The 25,604-nt window shown below is 63.5% G+C and carries 21 protein-coding genes; all 21 read left to right on the top strand.

The genetic code is table 11. The features are described from left to right. Positions 1–10: 10 nt before the first annotated feature. The 21 genes from GS_RS14690 (at position 11) to yedE (ending at position 25,351) form a co-directional block, all read left to right on the top strand. The gene (locus tag GS_RS14690; RefSeq protein ID WP_010943551.1) at positions 11–472 is read left to right on the top strand and encodes a hypothetical protein; all 462 of its coding nucleotides are present in this window, start codon (positions 11–13) and stop codon (positions 470–472) included. A gap of 39 nt (positions 473–511) precedes the next feature. Beyond that, positions 512–1,345 carry a transketolase gene (locus GS_RS14685; RefSeq protein ID WP_010943550.1) on the top strand — a complete coding sequence of 278 codons (834 nt, stop codon included), beginning with the start codon at positions 512–514 and terminating at the stop codon, positions 1,343–1,345. A gap of 42 nt (positions 1,346–1,387) precedes the next feature. After that, positions 1,388–2,332, top strand: a complete 945-nt coding sequence (locus GS_RS14680) for a transketolase family protein (protein WP_010943549.1) — start codon at positions 1,388–1,390, stop codon at positions 2,330–2,332. A gap of 9 nt (positions 2,333–2,341) precedes the next feature. Beyond that, the gene (locus GS_RS14675; RefSeq protein ID WP_010943548.1) at positions 2,342–2,875 is read left to right on the top strand and encodes a type II secretion system protein; all 534 of its coding nucleotides are present in this window, start codon (positions 2,342–2,344) and stop codon (positions 2,873–2,875) included. A 92-nt stretch (positions 2,876–2,967) separates the two neighbouring features. Continuing rightward, positions 2,968–4,458, top strand: coding sequence for an ATP-binding protein (locus GS_RS14670; RefSeq protein ID WP_010943547.1), 1,491 nt, complete (start codon positions 2,968–2,970; stop codon positions 4,456–4,458). Between the two features lie 110 nt (positions 4,459–4,568). Beyond that, positions 4,569–5,942 carry a sigma-54-dependent transcriptional regulator gene (locus GS_RS14665; protein WP_010943546.1) on the top strand — a complete coding sequence of 458 codons (1,374 nt, stop codon included), beginning with the start codon at positions 4,569–4,571 and terminating at the stop codon, positions 5,940–5,942. 632 nt (positions 5,943–6,574) lie between these two features. Beyond that, the gene (locus GS_RS14660) at positions 6,575–9,001 is read left to right on the top strand and encodes an Ig-like domain-containing protein (RefSeq protein ID WP_235044912.1); all 2,427 of its coding nucleotides are present in this window, start codon (positions 6,575–6,577) and stop codon (positions 8,999–9,001) included. 165 nt (positions 9,002–9,166) lie between these two features. Continuing rightward, positions 9,167–9,907, top strand: a complete 741-nt coding sequence (locus tag GS_RS14655; protein ID WP_235044911.1) for a cytochrome c3 family protein — start codon at positions 9,167–9,169, stop codon at positions 9,905–9,907. 36 nt (positions 9,908–9,943) lie between these two features. Next, positions 9,944–13,084: a multiheme c-type cytochrome gene (locus GS_RS14650; protein WP_010943543.1), complete on the top strand. Its 3,141-nt coding sequence runs from the start codon at positions 9,944–9,946 to the stop codon at positions 13,082–13,084. Positions 13,085–13,373: 289 nt separating this feature from the next. Further along, positions 13,374–15,863: a right-handed parallel beta-helix repeat-containing protein gene (locus GS_RS14645; protein WP_235044910.1), complete on the top strand. Its 2,490-nt coding sequence runs from the start codon at positions 13,374–13,376 to the stop codon at positions 15,861–15,863. Further along, positions 15,860–16,549, top strand: a complete 690-nt coding sequence (locus GS_RS14640; RefSeq protein ID WP_010943540.1) for a carboxypeptidase-like regulatory domain-containing protein — start codon at positions 15,860–15,862, stop codon at positions 16,547–16,549. Before GS_RS14645 ends, GS_RS14640 begins: the two co-directional genes overlap by 4 nt. 72 nt (positions 16,550–16,621) lie before the next feature. Next, positions 16,622–17,179 carry a lipoprotein gene (locus GS_RS14635; protein ID WP_010943539.1) on the top strand — a complete coding sequence of 186 codons (558 nt, stop codon included), beginning with the start codon at positions 16,622–16,624 and terminating at the stop codon, positions 17,177–17,179. Between the two features lie 19 nt (positions 17,180–17,198). Then, positions 17,199–18,107: a ResB-like family cytochrome C biogenesis protein gene (locus tag GS_RS14630; RefSeq protein ID WP_010943538.1), complete on the top strand. Its 909-nt coding sequence runs from the start codon at positions 17,199–17,201 to the stop codon at positions 18,105–18,107. A gap of 40 nt (positions 18,108–18,147) precedes the next feature. Next, positions 18,148–20,061 (top strand): permease, encoded by a 1,914-nt coding sequence (locus GS_RS14625; RefSeq protein ID WP_010943537.1) that lies wholly within the window; start codon positions 18,148–18,150, stop codon positions 20,059–20,061. 59 nt (positions 20,062–20,120) lie between these two features. Continuing rightward, positions 20,121–20,441, top strand: a complete 321-nt coding sequence (locus tag GS_RS14620; RefSeq protein WP_010943536.1) for a cupin domain-containing protein — start codon at positions 20,121–20,123, stop codon at positions 20,439–20,441. Between the two features lie 44 nt (positions 20,442–20,485). Further along, positions 20,486–20,800: a GeoRSP system PqqD family peptide chaperone gene (locus tag GS_RS14615; protein WP_010943535.1), complete on the top strand. Its 315-nt coding sequence runs from the start codon at positions 20,486–20,488 to the stop codon at positions 20,798–20,800. Positions 20,801–20,816: 16 nt separating this feature from the next. Continuing rightward, positions 20,817–21,911, top strand: coding sequence for a GeoRSP system radical SAM/SPASM protein (locus GS_RS14610; RefSeq protein WP_010943534.1), 1,095 nt, complete (start codon positions 20,817–20,819; stop codon positions 21,909–21,911). A gap of 4 nt (positions 21,912–21,915) precedes the next feature. Beyond that, on the top strand, positions 21,916–22,785 hold the full coding sequence (locus GS_RS14605; RefSeq protein ID WP_010943533.1) for a GeoRSP system SPASM domain protein: 870 nt from the start codon (positions 21,916–21,918) through the stop codon (positions 22,783–22,785). Between the two features lie 37 nt (positions 22,786–22,822). Beyond that, positions 22,823–23,728 carry a phosphate/phosphite/phosphonate ABC transporter substrate-binding protein gene (locus GS_RS14600; RefSeq protein ID WP_010943532.1) on the top strand — a complete coding sequence of 302 codons (906 nt, stop codon included), beginning with the start codon at positions 22,823–22,825 and terminating at the stop codon, positions 23,726–23,728. A gap of 22 nt (positions 23,729–23,750) precedes the next feature. Further along, positions 23,751–24,290, top strand: coding sequence for a hypothetical protein (locus tag GS_RS14595; protein ID WP_010943531.1), 540 nt, complete (start codon positions 23,751–23,753; stop codon positions 24,288–24,290). Then, entirely contained in the window at positions 24,290–25,351 is a 1,062-nt protein-coding gene (yedE, locus tag GS_RS14590; protein WP_010943530.1) for a YedE family putative selenium transporter, read from the top strand. Before GS_RS14595 ends, yedE begins: the two co-directional genes overlap by 1 nt. Positions 25,352–25,604 lie beyond the last annotated feature (253 nt).

Below are 25,604 nucleotides of genomic sequence, written 5' to 3'. Positions count from 1 at the left end.
ATGGACAGCCATGAACGTCGGATTCAACCACAACGTCATGTACCGGGGCGAGATCTTCCATGTTCAGACGGAAGACAGCGGCATTGCCAATCCCCACATCATAACCCTCCTCTATCGGGGGGGGACCATCATCTGTTCCCGCAAGACGAGCTACGCCGATATCATCAAGATGGATAACCTGGATCAGGTGGTTCAGGAGCTCATGAAGGAACAACACAAGGACATGCTCCGCCGGCTCAAGAACGGCGAGTTTGACGACCGGGCCTTCCCCTCCCGGCAGCCGGCGCCGGCTGCCAAGCCTGCCGCTGCGCCGGAACAAGCGCCCGCAGTCGCCTCCACGCAGGTTGCGCCGGCCCCGCCGGCTGCCGCCCCGTCATCCCCACCACCGAAACCTCCCGCCAAACCACAGGAAAAACCGTCCAGCCTCGATGAGGTTATCCTCGATTTTCTCTTGGCAGACGATAAAGACTGAGACGAAATACACCCAACATCACCCACGGAAAGGACCATTGTGGACAGCGAAAAGATCAAGCAACTCGAAGAGACGGCCCGGCGGCTCAGGGTCGACATTGTCAAGACACTCCATTCGTCCCAGTCGGGGCATACCGGTGGTTCCCTGTCTGCCATCGATATGGTGACCGCCCTCTACTTCCACGAAATGAAGCATGATCCGACCAATCCGGCCTGGTCCGAACGGGACCGGTTCGTCCTCTGCAAGGGACATGCGGCGCCGGCTCTTTACGTGGCCCTTGCCGCGACGGGGTATTTCCCGAAAGAAGATCTGATGATGCTGCGGCGTCTCGGCAGCCACCTGCAGGGACATCCGGACAGCAAGCAGACCCCCGGTGTCGAGGTCTGCACCGGATCGCTGGGGCAGGGGCTTTCCATGGCCAACGGCATGGCCCTCGGCCTGCGTCTTGACGGCAGTGCGAGCCGGGTCTACGCCCTGTTGGGCGACGGCGAACTCCAGGAGGGACAGGTCTGGGAAGCGGCCATGGCCGCCGGTCACTTCAAGCTCGACAACCTCTGTGCCCTCATTGATGTGAACCGCCTCCAGATCGACGGCGAGGTTGAAAAGGTCATGAACGTGGAGCCGGTCACCGACAAGTTCCGCGCCTTCGGCTGGAACGTCATCGATATCGACGGTCACGACATGGCCGCCATCGTCGGCGCGCTGGCCCAGGCCGCGGAGGTCAACGGCCGGCCGACCGCCATCGTTGCCCGCACCGTCAAGGGGAAAGGTGTTTCCTTCTTCGAGAACAAGGCGTCCTACCACGGCGTCGCTCCCAGTGACGAGGAGCTTCCCAAGGCACTGGAGTGTCTCGGGGAGCAGTGCTACCTGTAACGTGCCGCGCGCCACATCACTGATCAGAAAGGACATTGACATATGAGCACCATGATCGCCACCCGCGACGCCTACGGCCAGACCCTCGCCGAACTTGGAGAGGAGAACGGCAGTGTCGTCGTCCTCGACGCCGACCTGTCCGGCTCCACCAAGACGTCGGTCTTTGCCAAGAAATTCCCGGACCGTTTCTTCAATATGGGGATCGCCGAGGCCAATATGGTCGGCACGGCCGCGGGCCTTGCCGCGGCAGGTAAAATCCCCTTTGTATCAACGTTCGCTATCTTTGCCGTGGGACGGGCCTGGGAGCAGGTTCGCCAGTCGCTGGCCTATCCCAAGGCCAACGTCAAGGTGGTGGCCACCCACGGCGGCATCACCGTTGGCGAGGACGGTGGCTCCCACCAGTCGGTGGAGGATATTGCCATCATGCGGGCGGTGCCGAACATGACGGTTATCGTCCCGGCCGATGGCCCGGAAACGGCCAGGGCGATCCGTGCCGCCGCCGCCCATCGCGGCCCGGTATACGTACGCCTGGGCCGCAACAAGGTCCCCACCGTCACCTCGACCGATACTCCCTTCGAGATCGGTAAAGGGGTCCAGCTTGCGGACGGTACGGACCTGACCTTCGTAACCACCGGCCTCATGACCGCTCAGGCTTTGGCCGCCGCGGAACTCCTGTCTCAGGAGGGTATCTCGGCGCGGGTGATCCATATGGCCACCATCAAGCCTCTGGACGGCGAGATTCTGCAGCGCGCCGCTCAAGAAACCGGTGCCATCGTTACCGCCGAAGAGCATTCCATAGTGGGCGGGCTTGGTGGGGCCGCTGCCGAATTCCTTGCGGAGAACTGTCCGGTGCCCCTCAAGCGGGTCGGAATTAATGACCGCTTCGGCCTGTCCGGCAAAGCCGAGGAACTGCTGAAATATTTCGGACTCATGCCGGCCGATCTGGCCGAGGCGGGGCGCGAGGTGCTCACGCGCAAGCGGCCCTGAGGAACGAGGGTGAGGAGAATCCTTGCATCCTCCGGCGGCTTCACCTTTGTCGGCGCCCTGATGATCGTGATTGTCATGGGAATCATGCTGGGGATCGTGGGGCAGAGCTGGCAGATGGTGATGAAGCGGGAGCGGGAGGAAGAGCTCCTGTTCAGGGGGAACCAGTACCGGATCGCCCTGGAGCAGTGGCACACTCCGACCAGATCGGGCGGAGGAGCCCCCAGGCCGCTCAATGACCTGAAGGATCTCCTCAAGGATCCCCAGAGCGCCGCGCGGCAGAAGTATCTGCGACGGCTCTACAAGGACCCGATCACCGGCAAGGATTTCGCGACCATCGTCCAGCCGGGCAAGGGGATCGTCGGCGTCATGAGCACCAGTGAGCAGGAGCCGCTCAAAAAGACGAACTTCCCCGATGAGCTGGCCACCTTCGAGAACCAGGACCAGTACAAGAAGTGGGTGTTCACCATCGTTGCCCCGGCCGGACAGCAGAATCAGGGGGCGCGGACGCAGGCAACCACATCGTCTCAGCAGTTGATTCAGTAGACGCGCTTCGGCTCCGGCCACGCTGATGTTTTTCTCGCTACTTACATTACCCGGCGGCTGTTCTTCGTGAACAGCCGGCCCATGGGGGCAGGTTGGTATTCAGAAGCCTCACAACACGTGTGATAATCATCCTGGTCGGCCTGCTTTCCGTGGGGATCGGTACCTTTACCTATCTTAACTTCAAGCGGGAGAAGCGCCAGCTGATCGCGGCGGCCCGCGAGAATACACTCCTGCTCCTCAATACCATTGAGCGGAGCATCTATCGTTCCATGAGCATCGGCGATACCCAGGACGTCCAGCGCATGCTGGAGATGGTCGGCAAGAGCCACTCTAAGCTCCTGGGGGTGCGGATATTCCATCCCCAGGGGGTTGTCCTCAAGTCGTCGCTCCCCTCTGAGATGGGCGGAACGGTGCCGGACGGAGACTACCAGCTCTTTGCCAACAATCTGCGGGAAGGGATCTTCGCCAGCGGCAGCCACGGTGAAGTCTTCGGCATGATCAAGCCGATCTACAACGAGGAGCAGTGCCACATCTGCCACGGTCGCAAGCGGCGGGTCATCGGAGTGCTCAACGTCAACTACTCCCTGGCGGATACCAATCGGCGCATCAACGAGGCGACCCGTCTCTTCCTCTTCTCCACCGGCGCCATCATCCTTTTTAGCGCGGCTGCTGTTTCTCTCGTCATGGTGCGTTTCGTGAGGCAGCCGCTCAATCGTATCGTGGAGAGCATGGCCCGGGTGGAGCAGGGCGATCTGAAGGTCAGGATGGTCAACGGCGGCCGGGATGAGATCGGTCGGCTCATAACCAGTTTTGACTCCATGGTCGACAAGCTCGACAAGGCCAAGCAAGAGCTGGAGCAGTATCACTTCCAGCAGATGGAGCGGGCCGACCGGCTTGCGTCCGTGGGAGAAATGGCCGCTGGTATCGCCCATGAGATCAAGAACCCGCTGGCCGGGATATCCGCAGCAATGACCATCATCCGCCAGGATTTCCAGGAGGAGGATCCCCGCCGGGAAATCATCGGCGAGGTAATCGAGCAGGTCAACCGTCTGGACAAGACGGTCAACGATCTTCTCTTCTTCGGCAAGCCGACCCATCCGGAGCCCGCTCCCACCGATCTGAACGATGTCTTGCGCAAGACCCTGCTCTTTGCCCTTCAGCACAAAGGCGGGAAGAACATCGAGAAACGGTTGGAGTTGCAGGAGCCGCTCCCCCTCGTTTTCGTGGACCCCAAGCAGGTGCAGCAGGTGGTGCTCAACCTGATCCTGAACGCCATCCAGGCCATGCAGGAGACCGGTGGCACCCTCACCGTTGCCAGCCGTATCGCGGAGCGCGAGGGAGGTTTGTGGGTCCGCGTGGAGGTGGCCGATACGGGGCCGGGTATTCCCGAGCCGATCATCAGCAAAATCTTCACTCCGTTTTTCACCACCAAGGCCCAGGGGACGGGGCTTGGCCTGGCCATTTGCCAGAAGCTCATCACGCAGCACGGCGGAACCCTCCATGTCTCGAGTGTGCTTAACCAGGGCACGGTTTTTTCCATCGACCTCCCCATGACCGAACTGGAGGCCGACGGTGCCGTATGAGGAATGGCCGGCGCGGGAAGAGCGCTGTGTGCATCAAAGGATTTCCCTATCTGCTGCCGGTAATGCTATAGTGGGTTCATTATACGATTCAATGCGTTAAAGGAGCTGCCGTGAGAAAGACAAAGATACTGGTGGTGGATGACGAACATCTCATCCGTTGGTCCCTCGAGCAGAACCTGAAGAAGCAGGGGTATGACGTGGTTTCCGCCGGTAACGGCGAGGATGCCCTGCGGATCGTCCGCGAGGAGCAGCCCGACTTGGTGCTGCTCGATATCCAGCTGCCGGGAATAAGCGGCCTGGAGGCTCTGGAAAAGATCAAAGAATACGATGAGGAAATCCTCGTCATCATGGTGACCGCTCACGGCGCCCTGGAAACAGCGGTTCATGCCATGAGGCTCGGCGCCTACGATTACATCAACAAGCCGTTCAATCTGGACGAAATGTCCATCGTCATCCGCAAGGCCCTGGAAACCTCCGATCTGCGTCGGGAGGTCCAGCGGCTCCGCAGCGAACAGTCGCGCAAGTTCGGCCCCCCAGACATCATCGGTGCCAGCCGGCACATGAAAAACGTCCTGGAAATGATGGAAAAGGTTGCCAAGAGTGATGCCTCCACGGTCCTGATCCAGGGGGAATCCGGCACCGGCAAGGAACTGGTGGCCAAGTGGATCCATTACCAGTCTGCCCGCGCGGAAAAGCCGTTTGTGGCCATCAACTGCGCGGCAGTACCTGCCACGCTTCTGGAAAGCGAGCTTTTCGGCCATGAGAAAGGCGCCTTTACTGACGCCAAGGTGATGAAAAAAGGGCTCTTCGAGTTGGCCGACGGGGGTACCGTTTTCCTCGACGAAATCGGCGACATGGAGATGGGAATGCAGGCGAAGCTCCTGCGCTTCCTGGAGGAAAGGACCTTCCGCCGGATCGGCGGCACCAAAGCCTTTGCCGTTGATGTCCGGATCATCTCCGCCACCAACCGCGACCTGCTGAAGGCCATTGAGGAGAAGAATTTCCGCAACGATCTCTACTACCGGCTCCAGGTGATTCCCATTTACCTGCCCCCGCTCCGGGAGCGCAAGGAAGACATCCTGCAACTGGTCAACCACTTCATCGAGGTGTTCAACCGCGAATTCAACAAGCACGTGACCGGCATCTCGAAGATGGCCGAGAAGCTGCTCCTGGAATACCACTGGCCCGGCAATATCCGTGAGCTCAAGAACGTGATCGAGCGGGCCATCATCCTCGGCAACGAAGATACGCTGCTGCTGGAGCACCTGCCCCTGGAGATCGTTGCCAAGGCATCGAACCAGACCACGGGCTTGGCGACCTTCAAGCTGCCGCCTGACGGGGTCGATATTGAAGAGGTTGAAAAGGAGCTGATCCGCCAGTCCCTGGAGATGAGTGAGTGGAACCAGTCCAAGGCTGCCAAGAAGCTGAACCTGGGAATCGATGCGTTCCGTTACCGGATGAAGAAGTTCGGCTTCCTTAAATAACCCGCCTCACCACTCGGTGGTTCTACGTCAAATAACGGCCCCCTGTCCCCTTTCGGGAATGCGCAGGGGGCCGTTTCCATTGGCCTGTCTGCCGCTTCTTGTGTCGCCGTGTCGATAATTTGTCAGTCTGAAGGCGTTTGCCAGTGGGCTTTTTTCGCTAGTGCCAATCCTGTCAAGGCCGCGGGCGGTATGAGAAGGGGAGTGGCAACGGGCTGTTGTCCCGCGTGAGCGGCGACTGTGTCAATAGGCCGTTTTGCAGTGTCTTTGGCACCATAATTGCTGTTCCTTAATGTAGGAGAACTATAATTTTGCCGTGCAATGGGGAGCCGCACGGTTCTCCCAATAACTCCGGAGGCATTGCCATGGTGCACAGGTCACCAGGACGATCGCTGTTTACTGCCTTCTCGCTGGCGTTAATTGTTATTTCGCTGGTTTCGAGCGCTTTTGCCATACCCGCTCCCGGGGTGGCAACACACGCTCCCATTACGGAGGGGATTCGCTCTCCACTTAGAATTGCGGGAGATGCCGCGGGCAACTTCTATGTCACCGATGCGCTTTCCGGTGGTGTGCTGAAGTATGACAATTCTGGTTATTTAACGGATGTCATCAGGACGGTCAAGTCTGCACAAGGCGTGGCTGTCGCCTCGGACGGCAGTCTGATAGTCAGTCAGGGTAATGGCGTGGTCATCGTCGACGGTGCCGGTTCCGTGACGGGACAGCTCGGCATCGGCGCCGGCCAGTTCAAAATGGCCAACGGTATCGCCGTCGATGATACCGGCTACATCTACGTGGTTGACAGCCTCGACAACTGCGTACAGGTATTCAATCCGGCCGGCGGTTTCGTGCGGCGGTTCGGCACGTTCGGTGCTGCTGCGGGCCAGTTTTCCACCCCCACGGGCATTGCCTTCGAGAAGCGAGCCCGCCACCTGGCGGTTGTTGACACGAGAAACGGGCGTATCCAGTTTTTCGATACGAACGGCACCTTTGTGAGGAGCATCGGCGCATTCGGTTCCGGTCCCCTGAAATTTACCGCCCCCCAAGGGGTTGCTTTCGAGTATTCCAACGATCCGACACCGGTTCTCAAACGGATGTATGTGGTGGACACCTTCCAGGGCCAGGTCCAGGTGGTGGAGCCGGCCGCGGTGCCGGTGTTTCTGGCCTATATCGGGGGATACGGTACCACCAACGGCAAGCTGATGGTCCCCTCGGATCTTCGCTTTGATCAGGCCAACGGCCGTCTGCTGGTTGTGAACGGCTACGGTAATCTGACTGTCTACGGCATTGACGGCGGTGGTCTGACAACCGACACCATCCCCCCCGCCCTTGACATCGATCCGCTGGTGAGCCCCTTCTACGCGCCGTCGCTCGAACTCCACGGCACCGTGGAAGCGGGGGCGTCGGTAACGGTGACGGCCGGCGGCAGGACCACGGTGGGTACGCTTTCCTTCCCGACGCCCACAACGTGGAGGGTTTCCCTGGCCGGCTTTGCCCCCGGCGAAACCGTCCTGACGGTCATTGCCCGGGATGCGGCCGGCAATACCAGCACCAAAACCGCATCGGTCACCTATCTGCAGCAGGCCCCCTATCTGACGGTCGACAGTGTTCCCGCAGCCGTGACCAATGTTTTTGCCCAGCACATCTCCGGGGCAGTCGAACCCGGTTGCGCGGTTACTGTGACCAACGCGGCCACCGGCATTACCGCCAACGCCACCGTGTTCGGCGATACCTGGAGCCATACGGTGGCACTCGCTCCCGGCGTGAACAGCGTGACAGTCAAGGCGGTGCGCCCCCTGAGCGCGGCAGCCCTGGCCGCTTTCTCCGCGATTCTCGATACCGCCGCTCCGGTCCTTACGGTCTCGGCCCTTGCCGACGGCAGCTATACCAGCGAACAGGTTCAGAACGTACGGATCGAGGCGAGCGATGCGCATCCGGGTGAGGTTGCCGTGAACGGCCGGCCGGTCACGATGACGAACGGTTCCGGCAGCACGGCGGTGACGCTCAGTCCCGGGGCCAACGTTATCACTGTTGCCGCTGCCGACCTTGCGGGCAACCTGACCGTGAATACGCGCACCATCTTCTACGATTGCGACCTCCCGGTGGTGACCTTCACGTCACCTGCTGACGGGGCCTTCGTTGCCGTCGATCATGTGACCGTCAGCGGTACCGTTGACCAGGCAGCCACCGTGACGGTTGCGGGCCATCCGGCACGGTTCGACGGCAGCGCCTGGAGTGCCGACGTGCCGCTCGTTCAGGGGCTCAATACGATCGAGGTGGTGGCGGTGGATTTTGCCGGCAATACGACCGCGGTGAAGCGGACCCTCACCTATGATGCGGGCAGTCCGGCGATCGTCATCACCTCTCCGGCCCAGGACATGGCGGTCAATCGTCAGGTCGTGGGACTGGTGGGGAGCGCGAACGACACGAGTCCCGTGACTGTAACAGCCGATGTGGACGGTGTGCCGGTTGAGGTAAGCACGGTCGAAGGGTCGTTCTCCCTGTCGGTGCATCTTGGCGAGGAAGGTGCCCACGCGGTCACCGTCCGGGCCACGGACGCCGCGGGCAACGCCGGTGTGGTGACGCGGACCCTTATCTACGACGTAACCCCTCCCGTCCTTACGCTTAATGAGGTTAACACCGTCTATCCGGCTGAACTCTCGGGAACGGTGGAGCGGGGCGCGACCGTGGCCGTAGAGGACCACAGCGGTACCGTCGGAGAGGTCGTCATCACAGAGGGCGCCTGGCACGCCGTCCTGACACTGGGAAGTTACGATCCCCATTCGCTGGCGGTGAAGGCCACCGATGCCGCGGGCAACAGCACGGTCCGGTCTCTGGTGGTGCGGGCACCTGACGGCGATGTCGACGGCGACGGCAGGATCACGGTGGCCGATGCCCTGGTGGCTCTCAGGATTTTCACCGGACAGCTGTCTCCCTCCGCATCCCATTTGGCCAGCGGGGACATCGGCCCTCTCTATCAGGGCAAGTCCCGGCCCAACGGGGTTATTGACCTGGTGGACGCGCTCCTGATCCTGAGAAAGGCACTCGGATTGCAAAGCTGGTAGTGAGCGGGCCGGATTGGTGCCGGGACGCAGCCTGAAGATGGATATATACGGAACGAGGTCGCACGGATGAAGAGTGTTGTGCAAGCGGTGATACTAGGGATGGTGATGACGGCCTGGACGGCTGTCTACGCGGGGAACAACAATATCCGCTGGACGGCACACAATATGTCCAACAATACGGATGCGGGCAGTGGGCTCACCCAGGGCCAGCGCCATTTCGTGAGCCTCGGTGTCGATCAGGTCTGCATTTTCTGCCATACGCCGCACTATTCAGAGCCGGCCAAGCCGCTCTGGAACAAGGTCATGCCGACACAGACATTTAAAATGTACACATCATCGGCAACCTTGACGAATACGGCCAAAGCGGTGACTGCGCCGGGACCCGAGTCCCTGCTCTGCCTCTCCTGCCATGACGGCAGGACCGCCATCAACGTCATCCATACCGGCAACTACGGGATTGCCGTGGGCAGCGACCAGAAAGTCGACATCGGGGGAGACTACGACGACCCCTTCGGCGCGCATCCGACCGGGGACTTCTCCCTCAACCTTCCCATGTTCGGCAGCGGGTACCGGGCTAACCTGGGGAAGACCGATGCGGACCCCTATGCGGGGAGCAACCTCATGGACGATCACCCCATCTCCTTCTCCTATGCCGCCGCCTACCAGGAAAAGGTGGATGCGGGGCTCTCGTCGCTGAGGCCCATTGAGACCCCCAAGTCCCAGGGTCTGCGGTTCTTCGGTCCCAACCGCGACCGGATGGAGTGTTCCACCTGCCACGACCCCCACGTGGCTTACGGTTACACCTATGATCGGCAGGATACCGGCGTGGGGGACAAATCCCTGACGCCCTTCCTCACCCGCAGCAATGAGGGGAGTGCCATGTGCCTCGCCTGCCATAACAAGTAATTGTACTGTCTTGTTTAGTTTATTCGGGAGCCAACCATGAACGGAATACTACAGAGGACTTTCGTCACGGCATTAGTGACGCTCTTCGTCCCGATCGCCGCGTGGGCCATCGACTATCCCCACGAACTCGGCAGCGTCAAGGGCTACAAGTGTTCCTCCTGCCATACCGTTCACAGCACCCTCGGTTCCACGGGGTACAACAACGTCTGCCTCACCTGCCACAACCCGAGCGATCCCTACGGCTCAGGCAAGCCCTTTGCCATGACCGACTTCGCCAACCCCTTCCGCACCTGGACGAGTGCCCGGCCGGCGGTGACGTACCAGACCTCCCACAACTGGATCGGCAAGGACGTGGTGCCCAAGGCGGGCGCGGTGGCTCCCACGGACGTCAGGCTCACCAAGTCGCTCCTCATCGGAACCGTGTCCTGCGCCCGCTGCCACAACATCCACGACCTCTATTCATCGGCCTACAACTCGAAACCGTTCCTCCGGGTGCGCAACGACGAGGACCAGCTCTGCCTCGACTGCCACCGGCCCCGCAAGACCGTTGACCACACCAGGGGATCCCACCCCGTCACGGTGAACTACTCGACCAAGGCCGCGGCCCGGCCCGACGAATTCTACAGCCCGCCGCGCAACAGCAACCCGGCCAACCCCACATCGGCCATGAGGATGTCGCGCAGCGGCGCGGTCGTCTGCACCACCTGTCACGGGGTGCACTACACCGACTCCAACAGCCGCACCTTCGACAATGCATCAAGCGCCCGGATGGGGCTCCTTTCCACGTCCCGGGGCATGCTGCTGCGCACGGACCTGAAGGGAAGGACCGTCAGCGATCCCAACATCTGCACCAACTGCCACAAGTCGGCCGACGACCCGGCAAACACCACTGCCCGCGTCAAGAACCACAACGGCACCAAGAACCAGAACGTCCAGTGCGCCGACTGCCACGGCGGCCACGTGGACGAGGCTGACGGGACCGCCCCCAACGCCTATCTCATCAACCGGTACATGAACATCTCCACCCAGTACGGAGCGGTCCGCAACGCCAAGGTCATGTACCAGTACACCTCGGTTACCCGGAAAAACTGGAACAAGGATGCCTTCGGCGTCTGCCTGGCCTGCCACTCGCCCCTGCCGGGAACCATCGGGCAGCACTCGAGCACCAACGCAGCCGACTGCCGGAGCTGCCACACCCACTCCCAGGGCTTTTCGGCCAACTGTACCCAGTGCCACGGCTTCCCCCCCACCGTCAACACGGCCGGCGGGCCTTCGGGCTACGGCAAGGACGGCGTTCGTGACTATTCAACCTCCGGTGTGTTCAAGAACGAAACCCAGACCCCCCACGCCCGGCATGCCGGCGGCGGTGCCAACTACAGCATAGCGTGCGACCAGTGCCACAAGGGCTTCAGTCACAATACCGGCACGTTCCAGGATGTGTTCGTCGACAAGACCGGCATCATCGCCAGTATCGGCTCCGGCGCCAACCCCACCTACAACCCGGCCGGCAACGGCACCTGTACGGCGACCTACTGCCACTCGGACGGCGCTCCCCGCAACGCTTCGCTGCAGGCCGTGGTCGGCGCGCCGGGCAATACGACGTTCACGTGGGGCAACGGCGTGGGCAAGCTGTCGGGCTGCAGTTCGTGCCACGCGGCATTTCCCCTGACCAACGCCCACCCGGCCCACTTCAACGCAGGGATCATGAACTGCCAGAACTGCCACTACGCGACGCTCAGCGGCCCCTCCACCATCAAGGACAAATCGGTCCACGTGGATGGCGTGAAAACCGTCGTCTTCAACGGCGTCGCCCGGGGAACCATCAACGTCGGCAGCGGTACCTACAATGTGAACACGGCGACCTGCAGCGTTGCCGGATGCCACGGCGACGGCCGCGGCGGCGCGCCGGTGACGACTCCCCAGTGGGTCGATCCGACGACCGGCGCGTGCGGTAAGTGCCACTACGCCACCCCCACCATCGCCGCCACGAGCGCCCAGACCATCGGGACCAACGGCCACGCGGCCCACCTGACCCTCGGCTATGGTCCCAAGGCCATCCTGGGGGCAACGGTATCCGCCTGCCAGAGCTGCCACACCTACACGACCTCAACGGCGATCACCCACGTGAACGGCTCCGTCCAGGTGGTTTCGGCCAACTGTACGTCCAGTTGCCACAAGAACGGCGCCACCTGGACCTCGGGCCGCGTGACCTGCGAAAGTTGTCACACGGGGCTCCTCTCGGTCATCGGCGGCAAGACCGCACCGGCAAAAACGAATTTCACCGCCAGCGGCCACGGCCAGGCCGGGGCCGGCTTCAACGCCAGCCGCCAGTGCGCAAGCTGTCACGATGCCGACAGCGGGCACATCAACGGCACTTCGGGCGACCAGAAGCGGATCGCCGTGAACGACTACACCCTCTGCGCAGGCTGCCACAATGACGCCATCAAGGTCCCCACCGCCACCAGGCGCAACGTGACCCGCCATGCCGTGGACCTGGGCAACTACACCATGGAGTGCAAGACCTGCCATGACGTCCACGGCACCGGCAACCGGGCCATGGTCCGGACCACCCTTGTTTTCGGGGCACTGACCTCCACCATCAGCTATGCCACCACGGCCGATCTCGTGCAGCTACAGGCTCCGTACCGCGGCGTATGCCAGACCTGCCACACCAAAACGAGCCATTATCGGCGCGGCGTCAACGAAGGATCCGGCCACCCCACAACCGGCTGCCTGAACTGCCACTCCCACCGCAACACGTTTGCCTTCAAGCCTAAGGCTTGCGACGAGTGTCACGGCTACCCGCCGACACCCAAGGGCTTCGTTGCCAGCCAGGCCAACTACTCGACGGCACGTCTCGAGAACTACTCGGGCGGCGGCGGCGCCCACGTGAAGCTGGGTCACCTCATGTCGAACCTGCGGCCGTCCCAGGGCTTCACCCCATGCCTCACCTGCCACTACGACGGTGCCGCGGCCCACGTGGGCGACGAGTCGGTCTGGGCCGGCGGCAGCACCCAGCAGAAGAAGTCGGCAGTGAACGTGAAGATCGATCCGACGTACAAGTTCAACGCTGATAAGGGACAGTGGTACTCGAAGCAGTCCCCGGATGCCACCGGCAGTTGCTGGAACGTCAGTTGCCACTTCCAGCCGACGCCGCGCTGGTCCGACGACAAGTAGCAGGCGAGACCGGAGCAGGGCAGCCGGCGAAATCATCGGCGGCTGCGAGCCCGGCACCGGAACGATAAGGGCATCGGCCGGAAGGTCGTTCCCGGCAGATGCACAGAGTGCGGTACGCACGGAAACAAAGGAGGAAAATCAGGTGAAGAAAAAAAGCTATATTCGTCCGAGGGTTGTCGGGAGCGCAGTGGTTCATCCCTGCTGAGAAACCGATCACAATCCCTAAAAGAGGTGCCGAACCGTATTCGTCGGCACCTCTTTTGCTTTTTGTGAGACTATGCTCGAACCCATGTCGCTCGCCAGAATCGCCGCCCTTTCCCTGACGCTGCTGTCCGCCCTGCTGTTCGGCCTCCCCGCCGGCGCGATCGCCGGGGTGATAACGTCCGATACGGTCTGGCAGGGGAACGTCACGGTCACGGAAGACGTCGTCGTGCCCGAGGGGGTCACCCTGACCGTCCGGGCCGGCACCGTCGTCACGGTCGCGGCCGCGGAAAGCACCAAGACCGACCCCGAATATCTCTCGCCCCTCACGGAGATAACCATCCGGGGGAGGCTGGCGGTTGAGGGCACCGTGACGGCTCCGGTCCGGTTTTCCGGCCAGGAGAAGAGGGCGGGAAGCTGGGCGGGAATCCTCATCGACGGCGGCACCGCCGCCATCAGGGAATGCCTGGTCGCCGACGCCGACAGCGGGATCTCCGTGGCGGAGGGGACGCTGCATCTCTCCTCGTCGACGCTTCGGGAAAACCGGTACGGCCTGGTGGCGCAGGGGGCAGCGTCGCGGATCACGGTGGAGGGGGCGAGGATCATCGAGAACGATTACGGCGTCCTATCCCTTCAGGGTGCCCGGGTGACCGCCCATGCCACCGAGGTGGCCCGCAACCGGAAGAAAGACGCCCACACGGCAGCGGTCCGGCCCCACACCCTGCCGAAGGGGCCGCCGGTCAACGAGGAGGCGCCGGTCAGCCGCCGGTACCAGGACATGGTCCTGCTGGGCGAGACCCTGTGGCAGGGGAGAATCCTGGTGGACGGCACGGTGAGGGTGCCGGAGGGGAGCCGCCTGGTCATCCTGCCGGGAACGATCGTCGAGTTTACCCGGCGGGACACCAACGGCGACGGCATCGGCGAAAACGGGATCATGATCCAGGGGCGCCTTTTGGCCAAGGGGACTCCCGACCGGCCCATCACCTTCCGTTCCGCCGAAAAGGACCGGCGCATGGGCGACTGGGATGCCGTCAACATCATGAACAGCTCGGCAGGCCAGAACCTGGTGGAACACTGCCGGATTGAGCACGCCTACCGGGGACTTCACTTCCACTTCTCCACGGTGGCGATCCACAACACCACCCTCACGAACAATTACCGCGGCATCCAGTTCCAGGAGTCGGTGGTGGCCTTGCACGGCAACACCCTTTGCGGCAATAAGAGCGGGGTTCAGGGGCGCGATTCTGAGGTTGAACTGGTGGACAACCTGCTCTGCGGCAACCAGGTGGGAGGGAATTTCTTCCGCACCACCCTCACGGTCCGCGGGAACAGGATCGTGGCCAACGGCAGGGAAGGGCTCCGCCTGCGCGAAGGAGCGGTAACGGTCAGGGAGAACCTGTTCGACGGCAACCGGTTCGGCCTCATGGCGGCCGATCTCTACCACGGCGAGGTCAACCGCAACAGCATCTCCGGCAACGCCGAAACGGGCATCTCCCTGAAAAACGTCGACTCTGTCGAGTTCGCAGGCAACGCGGTGACGGCCAACGGCCTGAGCGGCTTCAACATCCAGGATTCCGGCTCCCTGATCACGGGGAACCTGATTGCCGACAACGGCGAACGGGGGATGGGAATCCTGTCCTTTGCCGGGATCATCAGCGGCAACAATTTCGCCGGGAACGGTCTCTATGCCATCGATCTGGACGGTAGCGGCGATGTTTCCGCCCCCGGCAACTGGTGGGGGGGACGGGACCCGGCCCTGGTGATCAACGACCAGCGGGACGATCCGCGGCTGGGGCGTGTCGATTACGGCCGGCCGGGGGCCGCTCCCACCCCCTTTGTCTGGCCGCTGGCGACCGTGGCCGCCGATACGGTCTGGCGCGGCGTCATCACCGTGGCCGTCCCCACGACGGTACTCCCCGGCGCGGCCCTGACCGTTGCCCCGGGAACAACGGTGCAGTTCGCCGCCGGCACCGGCCTTGAGATCAAGGGCAAGCTCCTTGCATCGGGACAACGGGACGGCACGATCCGGTTCACCTCAGTCGACCGCAAAGGGCCCTCCGACTGGAACGAAATCCTGCTGGAATACGCCACGGGAAGCGTCATCTCCAACTGCATCGTCGAGTACGCCACCTGGGGCATTCACAGTCATTTCACGGATCTCGCCGTCACCGATTGCCTGATTCGGCACAATTACGGCGGCATGCGCTTCAGAAGCGGCCCGGTCCGGATCCGCCGCTCGATCTTTCGGGACAACACCATCGGCATCCGCTCGTACATCGGCAACGCCCTCATCGCGGAGAACCTGATCACGGCGAATGAAACGGGGATCTTCGTGCGGGAGAAGGGGGGCGGGCTGACGGTGACGGGCAACAGTCTCGTGGGCAACAGCGGCTACAACATGCGGATCGGCGATTTCAACGACCAGGACGTGAACGCCCGGGGCAACTGGTGGGGCGAGGGGGATCCGGGCGGGACGATCTTTGACGGCCGCCAGGAGCCGGGCATCGGCATGGTCCTCTACGAGCCCTGGCTGGACAAGCCGGGCCCGGTTGGGCCGGCAAACGGAGGGACGCCATGAGGGGAGCGGCGCTCCGGGCGACACTCTGGCTGGCGCTCACCGGCTTCCTGGCCGGCGCTGCGGATGCGGCGGTCCTCAGGGGCCGGGTGACGGACGTGGACGGCAAGCCCATGGCAGGGGTGAAGCTCTTTGTCTATGACTCGGCCCATGTCCGGCGGCCCGCAACCTTCATCTCACCGCCGTCGGCCGGGGACGGCACCACGGCCGTCAGGGTGCCGCCGGGAACCTACTGGGTGGTGGCGCGGCTCAAGCTGGACGAATCATACGGTCCGCTCATGCCGGGCGACAAGCACTCGGGGGAACCGGCCGTCATGGACCTGACCGCGGATGCCGAGATCGAGCAGGACTTTACGGTAGCCGATATCCGGGACCTGGGGCGCATGCGCCGGCCCTTGGTCGCAGATTTCGTGAAGCTGGCGGGACGGGTTCTGGACGGCGACGGGAACCCGGTGGCCAATGCCTTTGTGTTTGCGTCGGCCACCAGCGACAACAGCCGCATGCCCGACTACATCTCGGCCTGGACGGGGGCGGACGGCCGATACACCCTCATCGTCCCCGCGGGCCACAAGCAGTACGTGGGGAGCTCCAGGCGGTTTCCGCCGTCCACATGGCGCGCCTCGGCGGAATTCGTACCTTCCCCGGGCACAGCGGATAGTGCCCTGGACGTGGGGCTGGGGCCAGACTGAGAGCGCTCGTCACGGGCACGCTCCGAATCAACGCAGACAGCGGTCTGCACCACCATGGTAGACAGGTGACCAATGAAAAAGCTTATTTGCTGCATTGTTGCGGTTTCGGTTCTCGTGGGTGCGCACCTGGCAGGGGCCTGTGTCGGCAGGACCCTCCACATCGGCGTTCCCAACACGCCCCAGGAGAGATTGCTGGCGGAAATGATGTCCCTGCTCATCACCGAGCGGACCGGCACCGCGGTGAAGGTCCAGGTCTACCGGGACAGCCGGGAGCTCTACGGTGCCGTGAAAAAGGGCGACGTCAACCTGCTCGTGGAAACCCCCGAGCGCGCGCTGGAGGTGCTGGGTAAACCGAAGGCGGGTGACGGGGCGGCACGGGAGGCGATCAAGAGCGGCTATCGTTCAACCCTGAACCTTGCCTGGCTTGAGCCCTTCGGCGGCACGCCCTCGTATGCTCCCGTCCTGACGGTGGAAACTCTGAACAACTACCCGGCCCTGCCCAAGCTGCTGGCCAAGCTCTCCGGGGTGCTCACCAACGACGCCTACGCCCGGCTGCTGAAGTCGGCGGACGCCGGCGACAAGTCCAGAAAAGCGGTCAGAGACTTCCTGAAGTCGAAAAAACTGATCTGACCAGAGCGGACCATTCCCGGTGACTCTACTGAAACGGATAGGCCGGTTCCTGGCTTCCATGGAACTGGCGGTGGCCCTGTTCCTGATCGTTGCCGTGGCGGCGATCCCCGGCACGTTCGCCGGGACCAGGGCTCTCTACGCCCATCCGGCGTTTCTCTGCCTGCTGGCGGGAGTGGCGCTGAATCTCGTCTGCTGCACGCTGCGCCGGTTCCGGTCCCTTTCGGTGCCGGTGCTGATTCTGCATCTGGGCGTGCTGGTAATCTGCGGGGGCGTTGCGGCCCGGACGTTCGGCCACGTGGCGACCGTCAACGTCTACGAGGGAACCTCTGTTGACCAGGCCTACCGGTGGGACCTGGAGCGGGACGCTCCCCTCGGTGCCGACCTGACGGTCACGCGGATCAATCGGGAGTTTTACCCGATTCCGGTCAGGGTGGGGGTCCTCAGGGGCAGCGCGAAGGAGGCGCTCCACACTCTGAAGACCGGTGACAGCTTCACGGCGGGGCCCTATCGCGTGACGGCGGATTCCCTCCAGTTTCCCTCGGAGGTCCTCAGGCTCTCGGTTTTTCGCAACGGGCAGCTCGTCGGCACCTGCGATACCTCGGGAGAACGCAGCCTCCCCGCCGAGTTCCCCTACGACTTCAGGCTGGTGGCGTTTCAAAATCCGGTCCTGAAGCGGCTCTGGGTCGACCTGGCCTTGAGCCGCGATGGCGTTGCCATAGCGGAGGGTACGGCCGAGGTGAACGCCCCCTTCATCTGGAACGGCCTCTATTTCTACAACACCCAGGTCGGTACGGATGCGATGGGCATGTCTTTTGCTGGTATTCAGGTGGTCAGGGACCCGGGGAGGCCGTGTGTTTTCGCCGGGTTCGCCATGGTGGGGCTCGGTGCGGTACTGGCGTGCGCCAGGCGGTTGAGGAGGAAACAATGAATATCTCCGGCATCGGAACAGCCGGCACGGGCAGGGTATCGTGCTCGTGAATCCGTTCAGGGCAAAACCGAGGGAGGCCTGCGAGGTCCACGGACACCAGGCTGAGTCGGGGAACCGGATGCTGATCGTCATGGTTCTGATCTCGTTGTCCCTAGTGGTCTGGCACGTGTGGGGCACGGGCACCGGCGGGCACCTGGTCTCCTCCGATGCCGCGCCGGTTTCGTTCCCCGTGCTGCTCGGCAGCGAGCTCTGGGACCTGTTTTTCAGCGACCACGGGGTAATGGCCGAGCTCCGTGACGTGCTGCCCTATTTCATCGTGGGCATTCTCATTGCCGGCTACCTCCGGACCTTCAAGGTTGCCGTGAAACTCCAGGCATCCCTCAGAAAGTACGGGGCCCTGAGCGTCTTTCTCGCGTCCTTCGTGGGGATCATCACCCCCCTGTGCGCCTGCGGCACGGTGACCACCGCCATCAGCCTCCTGGTGGCGGGGATTCCCCTGGCGCCGGTCATGGCCCTGATGGTGACCTCGCCGCTGTTGAGCCCGTCAACCTATCTCCTTACCCTGAACGACCTGGGTCCCGAGTGGACCGTGGTCAGGACCATCTCCGCCTTCTCCATGGGGATCTTCGCCGGGCTGGTGACCCTTGCCCTCAGCAAGCGGCCCGGTTTCCGGAAGAACGAGATCTTCGTCGAAGGGGGGATCGTGCGGGGCGATTTCCACGACGAGGACTACCCGGACGAGCGGCTGCGGTGCAACTGCCGGCGGAAATTCGGCAACCGGGTCGCCGTCAGGACCGGCAACAAGTTCCTCATCTTCCTGGCCAAGTCCGCGGAGATGGTCTGGGTGGTGGGGAAGTACGTCATCGTGGGGGTGGTCATCGGCGCGGTGGTGGAGCGCTACCTGCCCAAGGAGTGGATTTACCGCTTCTTCGGCCGGACGGATCCCCTGAACATCGTCTGGGTGACCCTGGCGTCGGTACCAATGTTCCTGCACCAGATCAGCGCGTCCAGCATCGTCTACCATATCAAGGGAGCCCTGGGCGGGACCATGGACGCCGGGGCGGCCCTTGCGTTCATGATCGGCGGACCGGTGACCGCGGTGCCCACCATGGTGCTCTTCTGGACCTTTTTCAAGAAGCGGGTCTTCTTCCTCTACATGTTCGCCTGCCTTTCGGGGACGCTCCTGATTGCTTACGCCTTCCGGCTCCTGGTGTTCGTGCCGGGCGTGGATGTGGGCAATCCTCTCCTGCGGGGGGTCGCGTCGTTGTCCGGCGGCACATCCGCCGTGGTCCTGAAGCACGATCCCAACGTGCGGATGGTGATGGACCCCGCCGGCAAGGGGACCGTCGCCACCTACACCAATGCCGTGGACGGGCGGGGGGGGGTCGTGTTCGACGGGACGTACGGACGGTTCACCGCAGCCATGGCCGACCGCTACGACACCGGGGCCTACATCGGCAACATCGCCGACTGGCTCGAAGAGAATTCCCTCTCGGCCGCCTCCACCAGAATCCTCGTCTGCCGCCTCGGGGACGGTGCCGGCGGTGCCGCGGTGCTGCTGGGGGAGAAGGTCTTGGCCGAACTCGCGGCGCGGGGCTTCACCGTGAAGACGGTGGACCGGCGCGAGGTGCCGCGCCTCACCGGAGGGCTGCTGGCGGAGTGGGGCCAGGTCTGGCTCTTCTGCGGCGATGACGGCGCCGCCGGGCTCAGCGATGCCGAGGCGAAACTCCTGGCGGACCATAACGCCCGGGGAGGCGCCGCCCTGGTCGTGCCGCTGCCGTCAGCCGGCGCAGCGGATTTCCGCGGGGCCAACCTCTTCGCTTCCCGTTACGGGGTGACCTTCTCCGGTGTCGCCGACACGGGCGGGGAGGTGCGGGTTTCCACCGCCTCATCCGTCTTCAACCGGGCCTCCGCGTGGCTCGGCTCTGTTCTGAAGCTTGTCAGGAAGGCCTGAAGCGGGTACCTTGGGTACCCCATGAGCCGGGATGACACAACCACATTCAGGAGGAATGCATGAAATCACAGGTGCTCGACGTCCAGACCCTCAAAACGTTCAACGATGAAAAACGTCACCAGGAAACCATCTGGTCCGATGATCACGCCCGGGTGAGCCTCATCTGCATGAAGCCCGGCCAGGAGATCGTGACCCACACCCACCACGGCAGCCATATCTGGATGGTCATGGAGGGTACCGGCCAGTTCCAGTCCGGCGGCAAGACCCAGTCCATCACCACGGGGCAGATCGTGATCGTTCCCGCGTTCGAGGACCACGGCATCCGCAACGCTTCCCAGGAGAATCTGGTCATTGCCTCCATAACGGCGCAGGGGGATTAGGGCATTCACAACAACGGATTGTGAGAGCAAGGAAGGTAAGAAACGTGAAGACGATTCATCGCAACCCCGACGTCATGTGGCGCGAGGAGGCCGATGCCCTGGCCCGGGTCCTGGAGGCCCTGGACCGGGGCGAGGCGGTGGAGGAGACCGGCACCTCGGTCCTGTTCTCCGGTGGGACCATGCTCTCCCTCAACTATCTCGGCACTGAAATCTGGAAGCTCTGTGACGGCCGGACCCCGGAGGGCATCGTGGCGGAGCTGCTCCCCCAGTTCGAGGTGGACGAGGCGGTGCTGCGGGAAGATGTCCAGGCATTCCTGGACGAACTGGCCGTCAAGGGATTTATCCGCTATGCAGAATGACAGGGAAACCGCGACGGTGAGTTCGCGTGGCGAGCGCGGCGGCACAGGGGAGGCAACGCAGGCGCATCCGGCGATACGCCGGGGAGCCGGCGATGAGGCCACCGCTGCCAGCCGAGCGGACGCGCCGTCACTGGAAGCGCCCCTCACCATCAACTGGGCCATCAACAACACCTGCAACTTCGCCTGCCGCCACTGCTACAGCCGGGGGGACACCCACGAGGAACTCCCCCGGGACGTCCTTCTGGCATGCCTGGGAAAGGCGGCCGCTGCCGGGGTCTTTTCCGTCAATTTCGGCGGCGGGGAACCCCTCCTGCACCCGGGGCTGCTGGAGATCGCCCGGCACGCCAGCGGGTCGGGATTGCGGATTTCCCTGAACAGCAACGGCTGGCTCATTGACCGGGACACGGCGGCGGCCCTGCGGGACGCCGGGTTCACCAGGGTGGGTATCAGCATCGACAGCCACCTCCCCCGGGTCCACGACCGGTTCCGCGGCGTTGACGGCAGCCACGGCCGGGCCGTGGCTGCCCTGCGGCATCTGGCCGGGGCGGGCATCGCCACCTCTATCTCCACGGTGATCTGCCGGATCAATCACACGGCCATCGACGATCTGGTGACCTTTGCCCGGGAGCAGGGGGTGGGACAGCTCAACTTCCACAATTTCAAGTGCTCGGGGCTGGGTCTGTCCCACAGGGATGAACTGGACCTTTCGCCCGCCGAGTGGCGGGAGTTCTACCGGGGCGCCCTGGCCGCCAGGGAGCGGGAGTCGGGGCTCGACGTCTCCCTGGACGACCCGATCATCGCCCTCCTGGGAGCCCGCGATGCGGGGAGCCTCGTGAAGGGTAGCGTCTGCGGCAAGCTCTCCCTGAACATCAAGACCAACGGCGACATGACCCCCTGCGGCTTCATTCCCGTTGTCATCGGCAACATCGTGCGGGACGACCTGAAGCAGGTCTGGCGGGACTCGGCAGTACTGGCGGCGCTGCGTACCAAGAAGCCCACCGGCAAGTGCGCCGGCTGCAGCGCGTACGAGGACTGCCTCGGCGGCTGCTCCGCCCGGGCCCTGGCCCTCACCGGCGACCTTAACAGTCCCGACCCCCACTGCTGGGCATGATTCTATGGAACTTTCGTCTCCCATAACCATCTACTGGGATCTCCCCGCTACCGCGGCCGATCCGTCGCTCCTGCTGGCGATCGCCGCCGGGATCATCGACTGCCGGCCCCTCATGCTGAATGTAACGAGCACCGCGCCAACCTCTCCCGGCTGGCTCGGCGAAGTGCTGGAGCGGTTCCGGGGCGGCCCGGCCGCCGTTACCCTCACGATCCCCCCGCAGGCCCATGACGATACCGTCCGGGCCCTTGTTGCCCACGGGGCGGTGCGGGAGCTGCTCCTTGACGTGGACCATGCCGATCTGCTCGACTCCGGGGAGTGGCAGGACGAGCCGTCCGCCGGCGTATCCTATGCGGTGACCCACGGGAACTGGCGCGAACTCCCGACCCTTGTGCATTACTGTCTCGACCGGGGGATCACCCGGCTCGTCCTCCCCATGCAACGCCTGTACGGAGGCGAGCCCCCGTTCTTCCTCACCATGAACGAACAGCGGGAGCTGGCGAACGCCCTGGACGCCGAAGGCGGCGCCCAGCGCCTTGCCCTGACCATTCACGATCCGTTCCTCTGGCGGGCCTTCAACCCCGGCGTACCCTTTCCCCAGGGGGGATGCCAGGCGGCCAACACCATGATCGCCATCGCCCCCGACGGCGGTGTCTATCCCTGTCCCACCCTGCCGGTGAGGCTCGGCACCGCGGGCGAGATGCCCCTGCAGGAGCTCATTGCCTCGGAAGCGAAAAAGGCCCTCCGGCGCCGGCTCCTGGAGCATCCCCGCGCCTGCGGTGCCTGCGGCGAGCTGGCGGAATGCCGGGGGGGATGCCGCGGCAGGGCATACGTCATGCATCAATCCCTTGAGGGTGAAGACCCCTCGTGCTGGTAGCGGGTTAACCGCCCGGACAACGACAGGACTCCATGTAATGAATTTTTCGACCCTGACGCGATGTTTCATGCTGGCCCTCTTTGCCGCCTTCCTTGCCGGCTGCAAGCCCGAGGGGGCCCGGCCCGTGGTGAAGATCGGCTACATGCTCTGCAACAACGAGCAGGAGACCATGTCCCGCTTCCTCCCACTCACCCGCTATCTGTCCGACAGGTGCGGGGTCGACTTCGTGGCGGTGCCGGTGGATACCCACGATTTCGAGAAACGGTTCAAGTCCGGCGAGTTCACCTTTACCCACACCAACTCCCTGATCTACGTCATCCTGCGGGAGAACCACGGCGTCGAGCTGGTGGCATCGGAAAAGCGCGGCACCTTCGGCTCCCGTTCCGCGGGCGCCCTCATCGCCCGCAAGGGGAGCGGCATCGAAACACTCGACCACATCCGGGGGAAGAGGCTGGCCTTCGGCCCCATGCTGGCTCCCACCGGCTACCTGGCCGAGTACGACCTGATGCTCTCGGCCGGCATCAACCCGGAGCACGACCTGGGGACCTATTCCATCCCCTCGGGCTCCTTCAAGCACGAAAAACTCATCTACGGCGTCCTGCACGGCAAGTATGACGTGGCCGCCGCGCCGGTCCTCGACCTGGAAACCATGGCACAGGAAGGAAAGATCTCGGCGGACGACTTCGTCATCCTCGCCCAGAGCAAGCCGATCCCCTACTGCACCTTTGCCGTGGCCAAGGGAACCGATCCGGCCCTGGTGAAGAAGGTGAAGGACGCCCTCCTGGCCCTGAAGCCCGGCGACACCGCCGAGGTGGACGGGGAGCGGCTCAAGGTGCTGAAGGCCGCCTGGATCGACGGCTATGAAGATCTGCTGGACAGCGATTACGACCTTATCCGTGAAATGGCGAAGCGTGTCAATATGCCGCCATATCAGACGTACTGACCTGAAAAGGCTGGTTTTTCCAATGTTCACCGACACCTTCGACAAAATAACCTGGCTGCTCCTGGCCGTCGTCATTGCGGCTCTGGCCGGTGTTCTTGCAACGAATCACGGGGCAGGAGCAGGCAGGGCCGCGGGCCTCGGCAAGGCCGTGGAGCGTGAGATGGCCTATCGCGCCCGCGTCGAGCTGATCGCCAGGCTCTATGGGCCGGTGGAGGAGTTGCGCACGGCCGGCAACGACCAGGAAGCCCTCCTGAGGCTGAACGAGCTGATCCGAAGCTACCCCGGCGAGGCCCACGGCTACATCCTCAGGGGGGAGATCCTCCGGAAGATGGGGGCACTGGACGAGGCCGTGGCTTCCTTTGAGGAAGGGGTCAGGCTCAATGGCGATTACGTGGACGCACAGAGCCCCCTGTCACGGCGCCGCGCCATCGAGGGCCTGGTGGTCGAGGGGCTGGCGGGCATCGGCGGCCGGGCAGCCGCCAACCCTGGCAACCGGAGCCTGGCGGCGTCCCTGCGCAAGGTCAACTACCTGAAGAGTCGGCTGGCGGGAGGGTGCGAGTAGTGCTGCGGGATCGGCATTTCTGGATGGTGGTGGCGGCGGGGCTTTTCCTCGGCGGCCTCGGTGCGCTTCTGGCGGTCTGGGGTAATCCGGAGAACTCGGGAATCTGCGTTTCCTGCTTCATGGAGAACAGCGCCGGGGCCCTGGGGATGCACGACAACCCCCGCATGCAGTACCTGCGGCCTGAACTGATCGGCTTCGTGCTCGGCGCCGCGGCCAGCGCACTGCTCTTTCGCGAGTTCCGCTCCCGCGGCGGGGGCGCCCCCCTGCCGCGCCTCGTTGCGGGAGTGTTCCTCATTGTCGGCTGTGCCATCTTCATCGGCTGCCCCATCAAGCTCTTCCTGCGCCTGGCTGCCGGCGACCTGACCGCCGTTGCCGGCGTCGTGGGGCTGGTCGCCGGGGTCTGGGCCGGTCTCCGGGGGCTCGCCAACGGGGTGGAGCCGGGGCACCCGTCACCGGGCGTTGGTCACGGCGGCCCGCTGATCCCGGCCTTCTTTCTCCTGCTCCTGGTCTTTCTTCTCGTTCGCCCCGGTTTCATCATCTTTTCCGGCCAGGGGAGCGCGGCACAGCACGCTCCCGTTCCCCTTGCCCTGGGCGCCGGCGCGCTGCTCGGCGCCATGGCCCAGCGGAGCCGCTTCTGCATAACCGGCAGCATCCGTGATGCGTTCATCATGGGCAGACGGACCCCGGCCCTCTGGGGTGTGGTGGCCTTTCTGGCTGCGGCGGTGGCCGCCAACGTAGCCTTCGGCAGATTCAACCCCGGTCTCCACGGCCAGCCCGGCGCCCATCCGGAGCACCTCTGGAGCTTCCTCGGCATGGGGCTCGTGGGGTGGATTTCCGTCCTCATCGGCGGCTGCCCCTTCCGCCAGCTCATCAAGGCGGGCGAGGGGGACGCCGATGCGGGGCTCGTGGTGGTGGGGATGCTCATCGGCGGCGCCCTGGTCCAGTCGTGGGGCATTGCCGCCACGGCAGCCGGCGTTTCCCTTGCCGGCAAGGCCGCCCTTCTGGCGGGATTCGCCGCTGTTCTCGCCGCCTGCCTTTTCTGGCGGGCCCGTACCGCCTGACAGCCGATTATTTGAGTGTTTTTGTAGTGTTCTGAGGCGCATCCCTCCGGTGTTGTTCCTTTTTTTTCTCAAATGTAACAATGACTGTCTGCGACTGACTTTTCACCACATGAGTGTATATGCCATTTCACAGGGATCTCCGGGATAAAAGGCTCGGTTTTTGCTTTGCTTATTGACGCAGTGAAATAACAGTTAGTGATTTTGACATTTCATATTGTATTAAAACGGTAGGGTTAGAAATATCAAACGGTTA

This window comes from Geobacter sulfurreducens PCA (genome assembly GCF_000007985.2).
Lineage (GTDB): Bacteria > Desulfobacterota > Desulfuromonadia > Geobacterales > Geobacteraceae > Geobacter > Geobacter sulfurreducens.
Note: the sequence above shows the minus strand (reverse complement) of the source record. Positions and strands in the feature narration are given on the sequence as shown.

Excerpts from the sequence above, each read along its gene's own strand:
- GS_RS14690 (WP_010943551.1), top strand. The coding sequence starts at position 11 with ATGAACGTCGGATTCAACCACAACGTCATGTACCGGGGCGAGATCTTC.
- GS_RS14680 (WP_010943549.1), top strand. The coding sequence starts at position 1,388 with ATGAGCACCATGATCGCCACCCGCGACGCCTACGGCCAGACCCTCGCC.
- GS_RS14655 (WP_235044911.1), top strand. The coding sequence starts at position 9,167 with ATGTCCAACAATACGGATGCGGGCAGTGGGCTCACCCAGGGCCAGCGC.
- GS_RS14650 (WP_010943543.1), top strand. The coding sequence starts at position 9,944 with ATGAACGGAATACTACAGAGGACTTTCGTCACGGCATTAGTGACGCTC.
- GS_RS14645 (WP_235044910.1), top strand. The coding sequence starts at position 13,374 with ATGTCGCTCGCCAGAATCGCCGCCCTTTCCCTGACGCTGCTGTCCGCC.
- GS_RS14640 (WP_010943540.1), top strand. The coding sequence starts at position 15,860 with ATGAGGGGAGCGGCGCTCCGGGCGACACTCTGGCTGGCGCTCACCGGC.
- GS_RS14635 (WP_010943539.1), top strand. The coding sequence starts at position 16,622 with ATGAAAAAGCTTATTTGCTGCATTGTTGCGGTTTCGGTTCTCGTGGGT.
- GS_RS14620 (WP_010943536.1), top strand. The coding sequence starts at position 20,121 with ATGAAATCACAGGTGCTCGACGTCCAGACCCTCAAAACGTTCAACGAT.
- GS_RS14605 (WP_010943533.1), top strand. The coding sequence starts at position 21,916 with ATGGAACTTTCGTCTCCCATAACCATCTACTGGGATCTCCCCGCTACC.
- GS_RS14600 (WP_010943532.1), top strand. The coding sequence starts at position 22,823 with ATGAATTTTTCGACCCTGACGCGATGTTTCATGCTGGCCCTCTTTGCC.
- GS_RS14595 (WP_010943531.1), top strand. The coding sequence starts at position 23,751 with ATGTTCACCGACACCTTCGACAAAATAACCTGGCTGCTCCTGGCCGTC.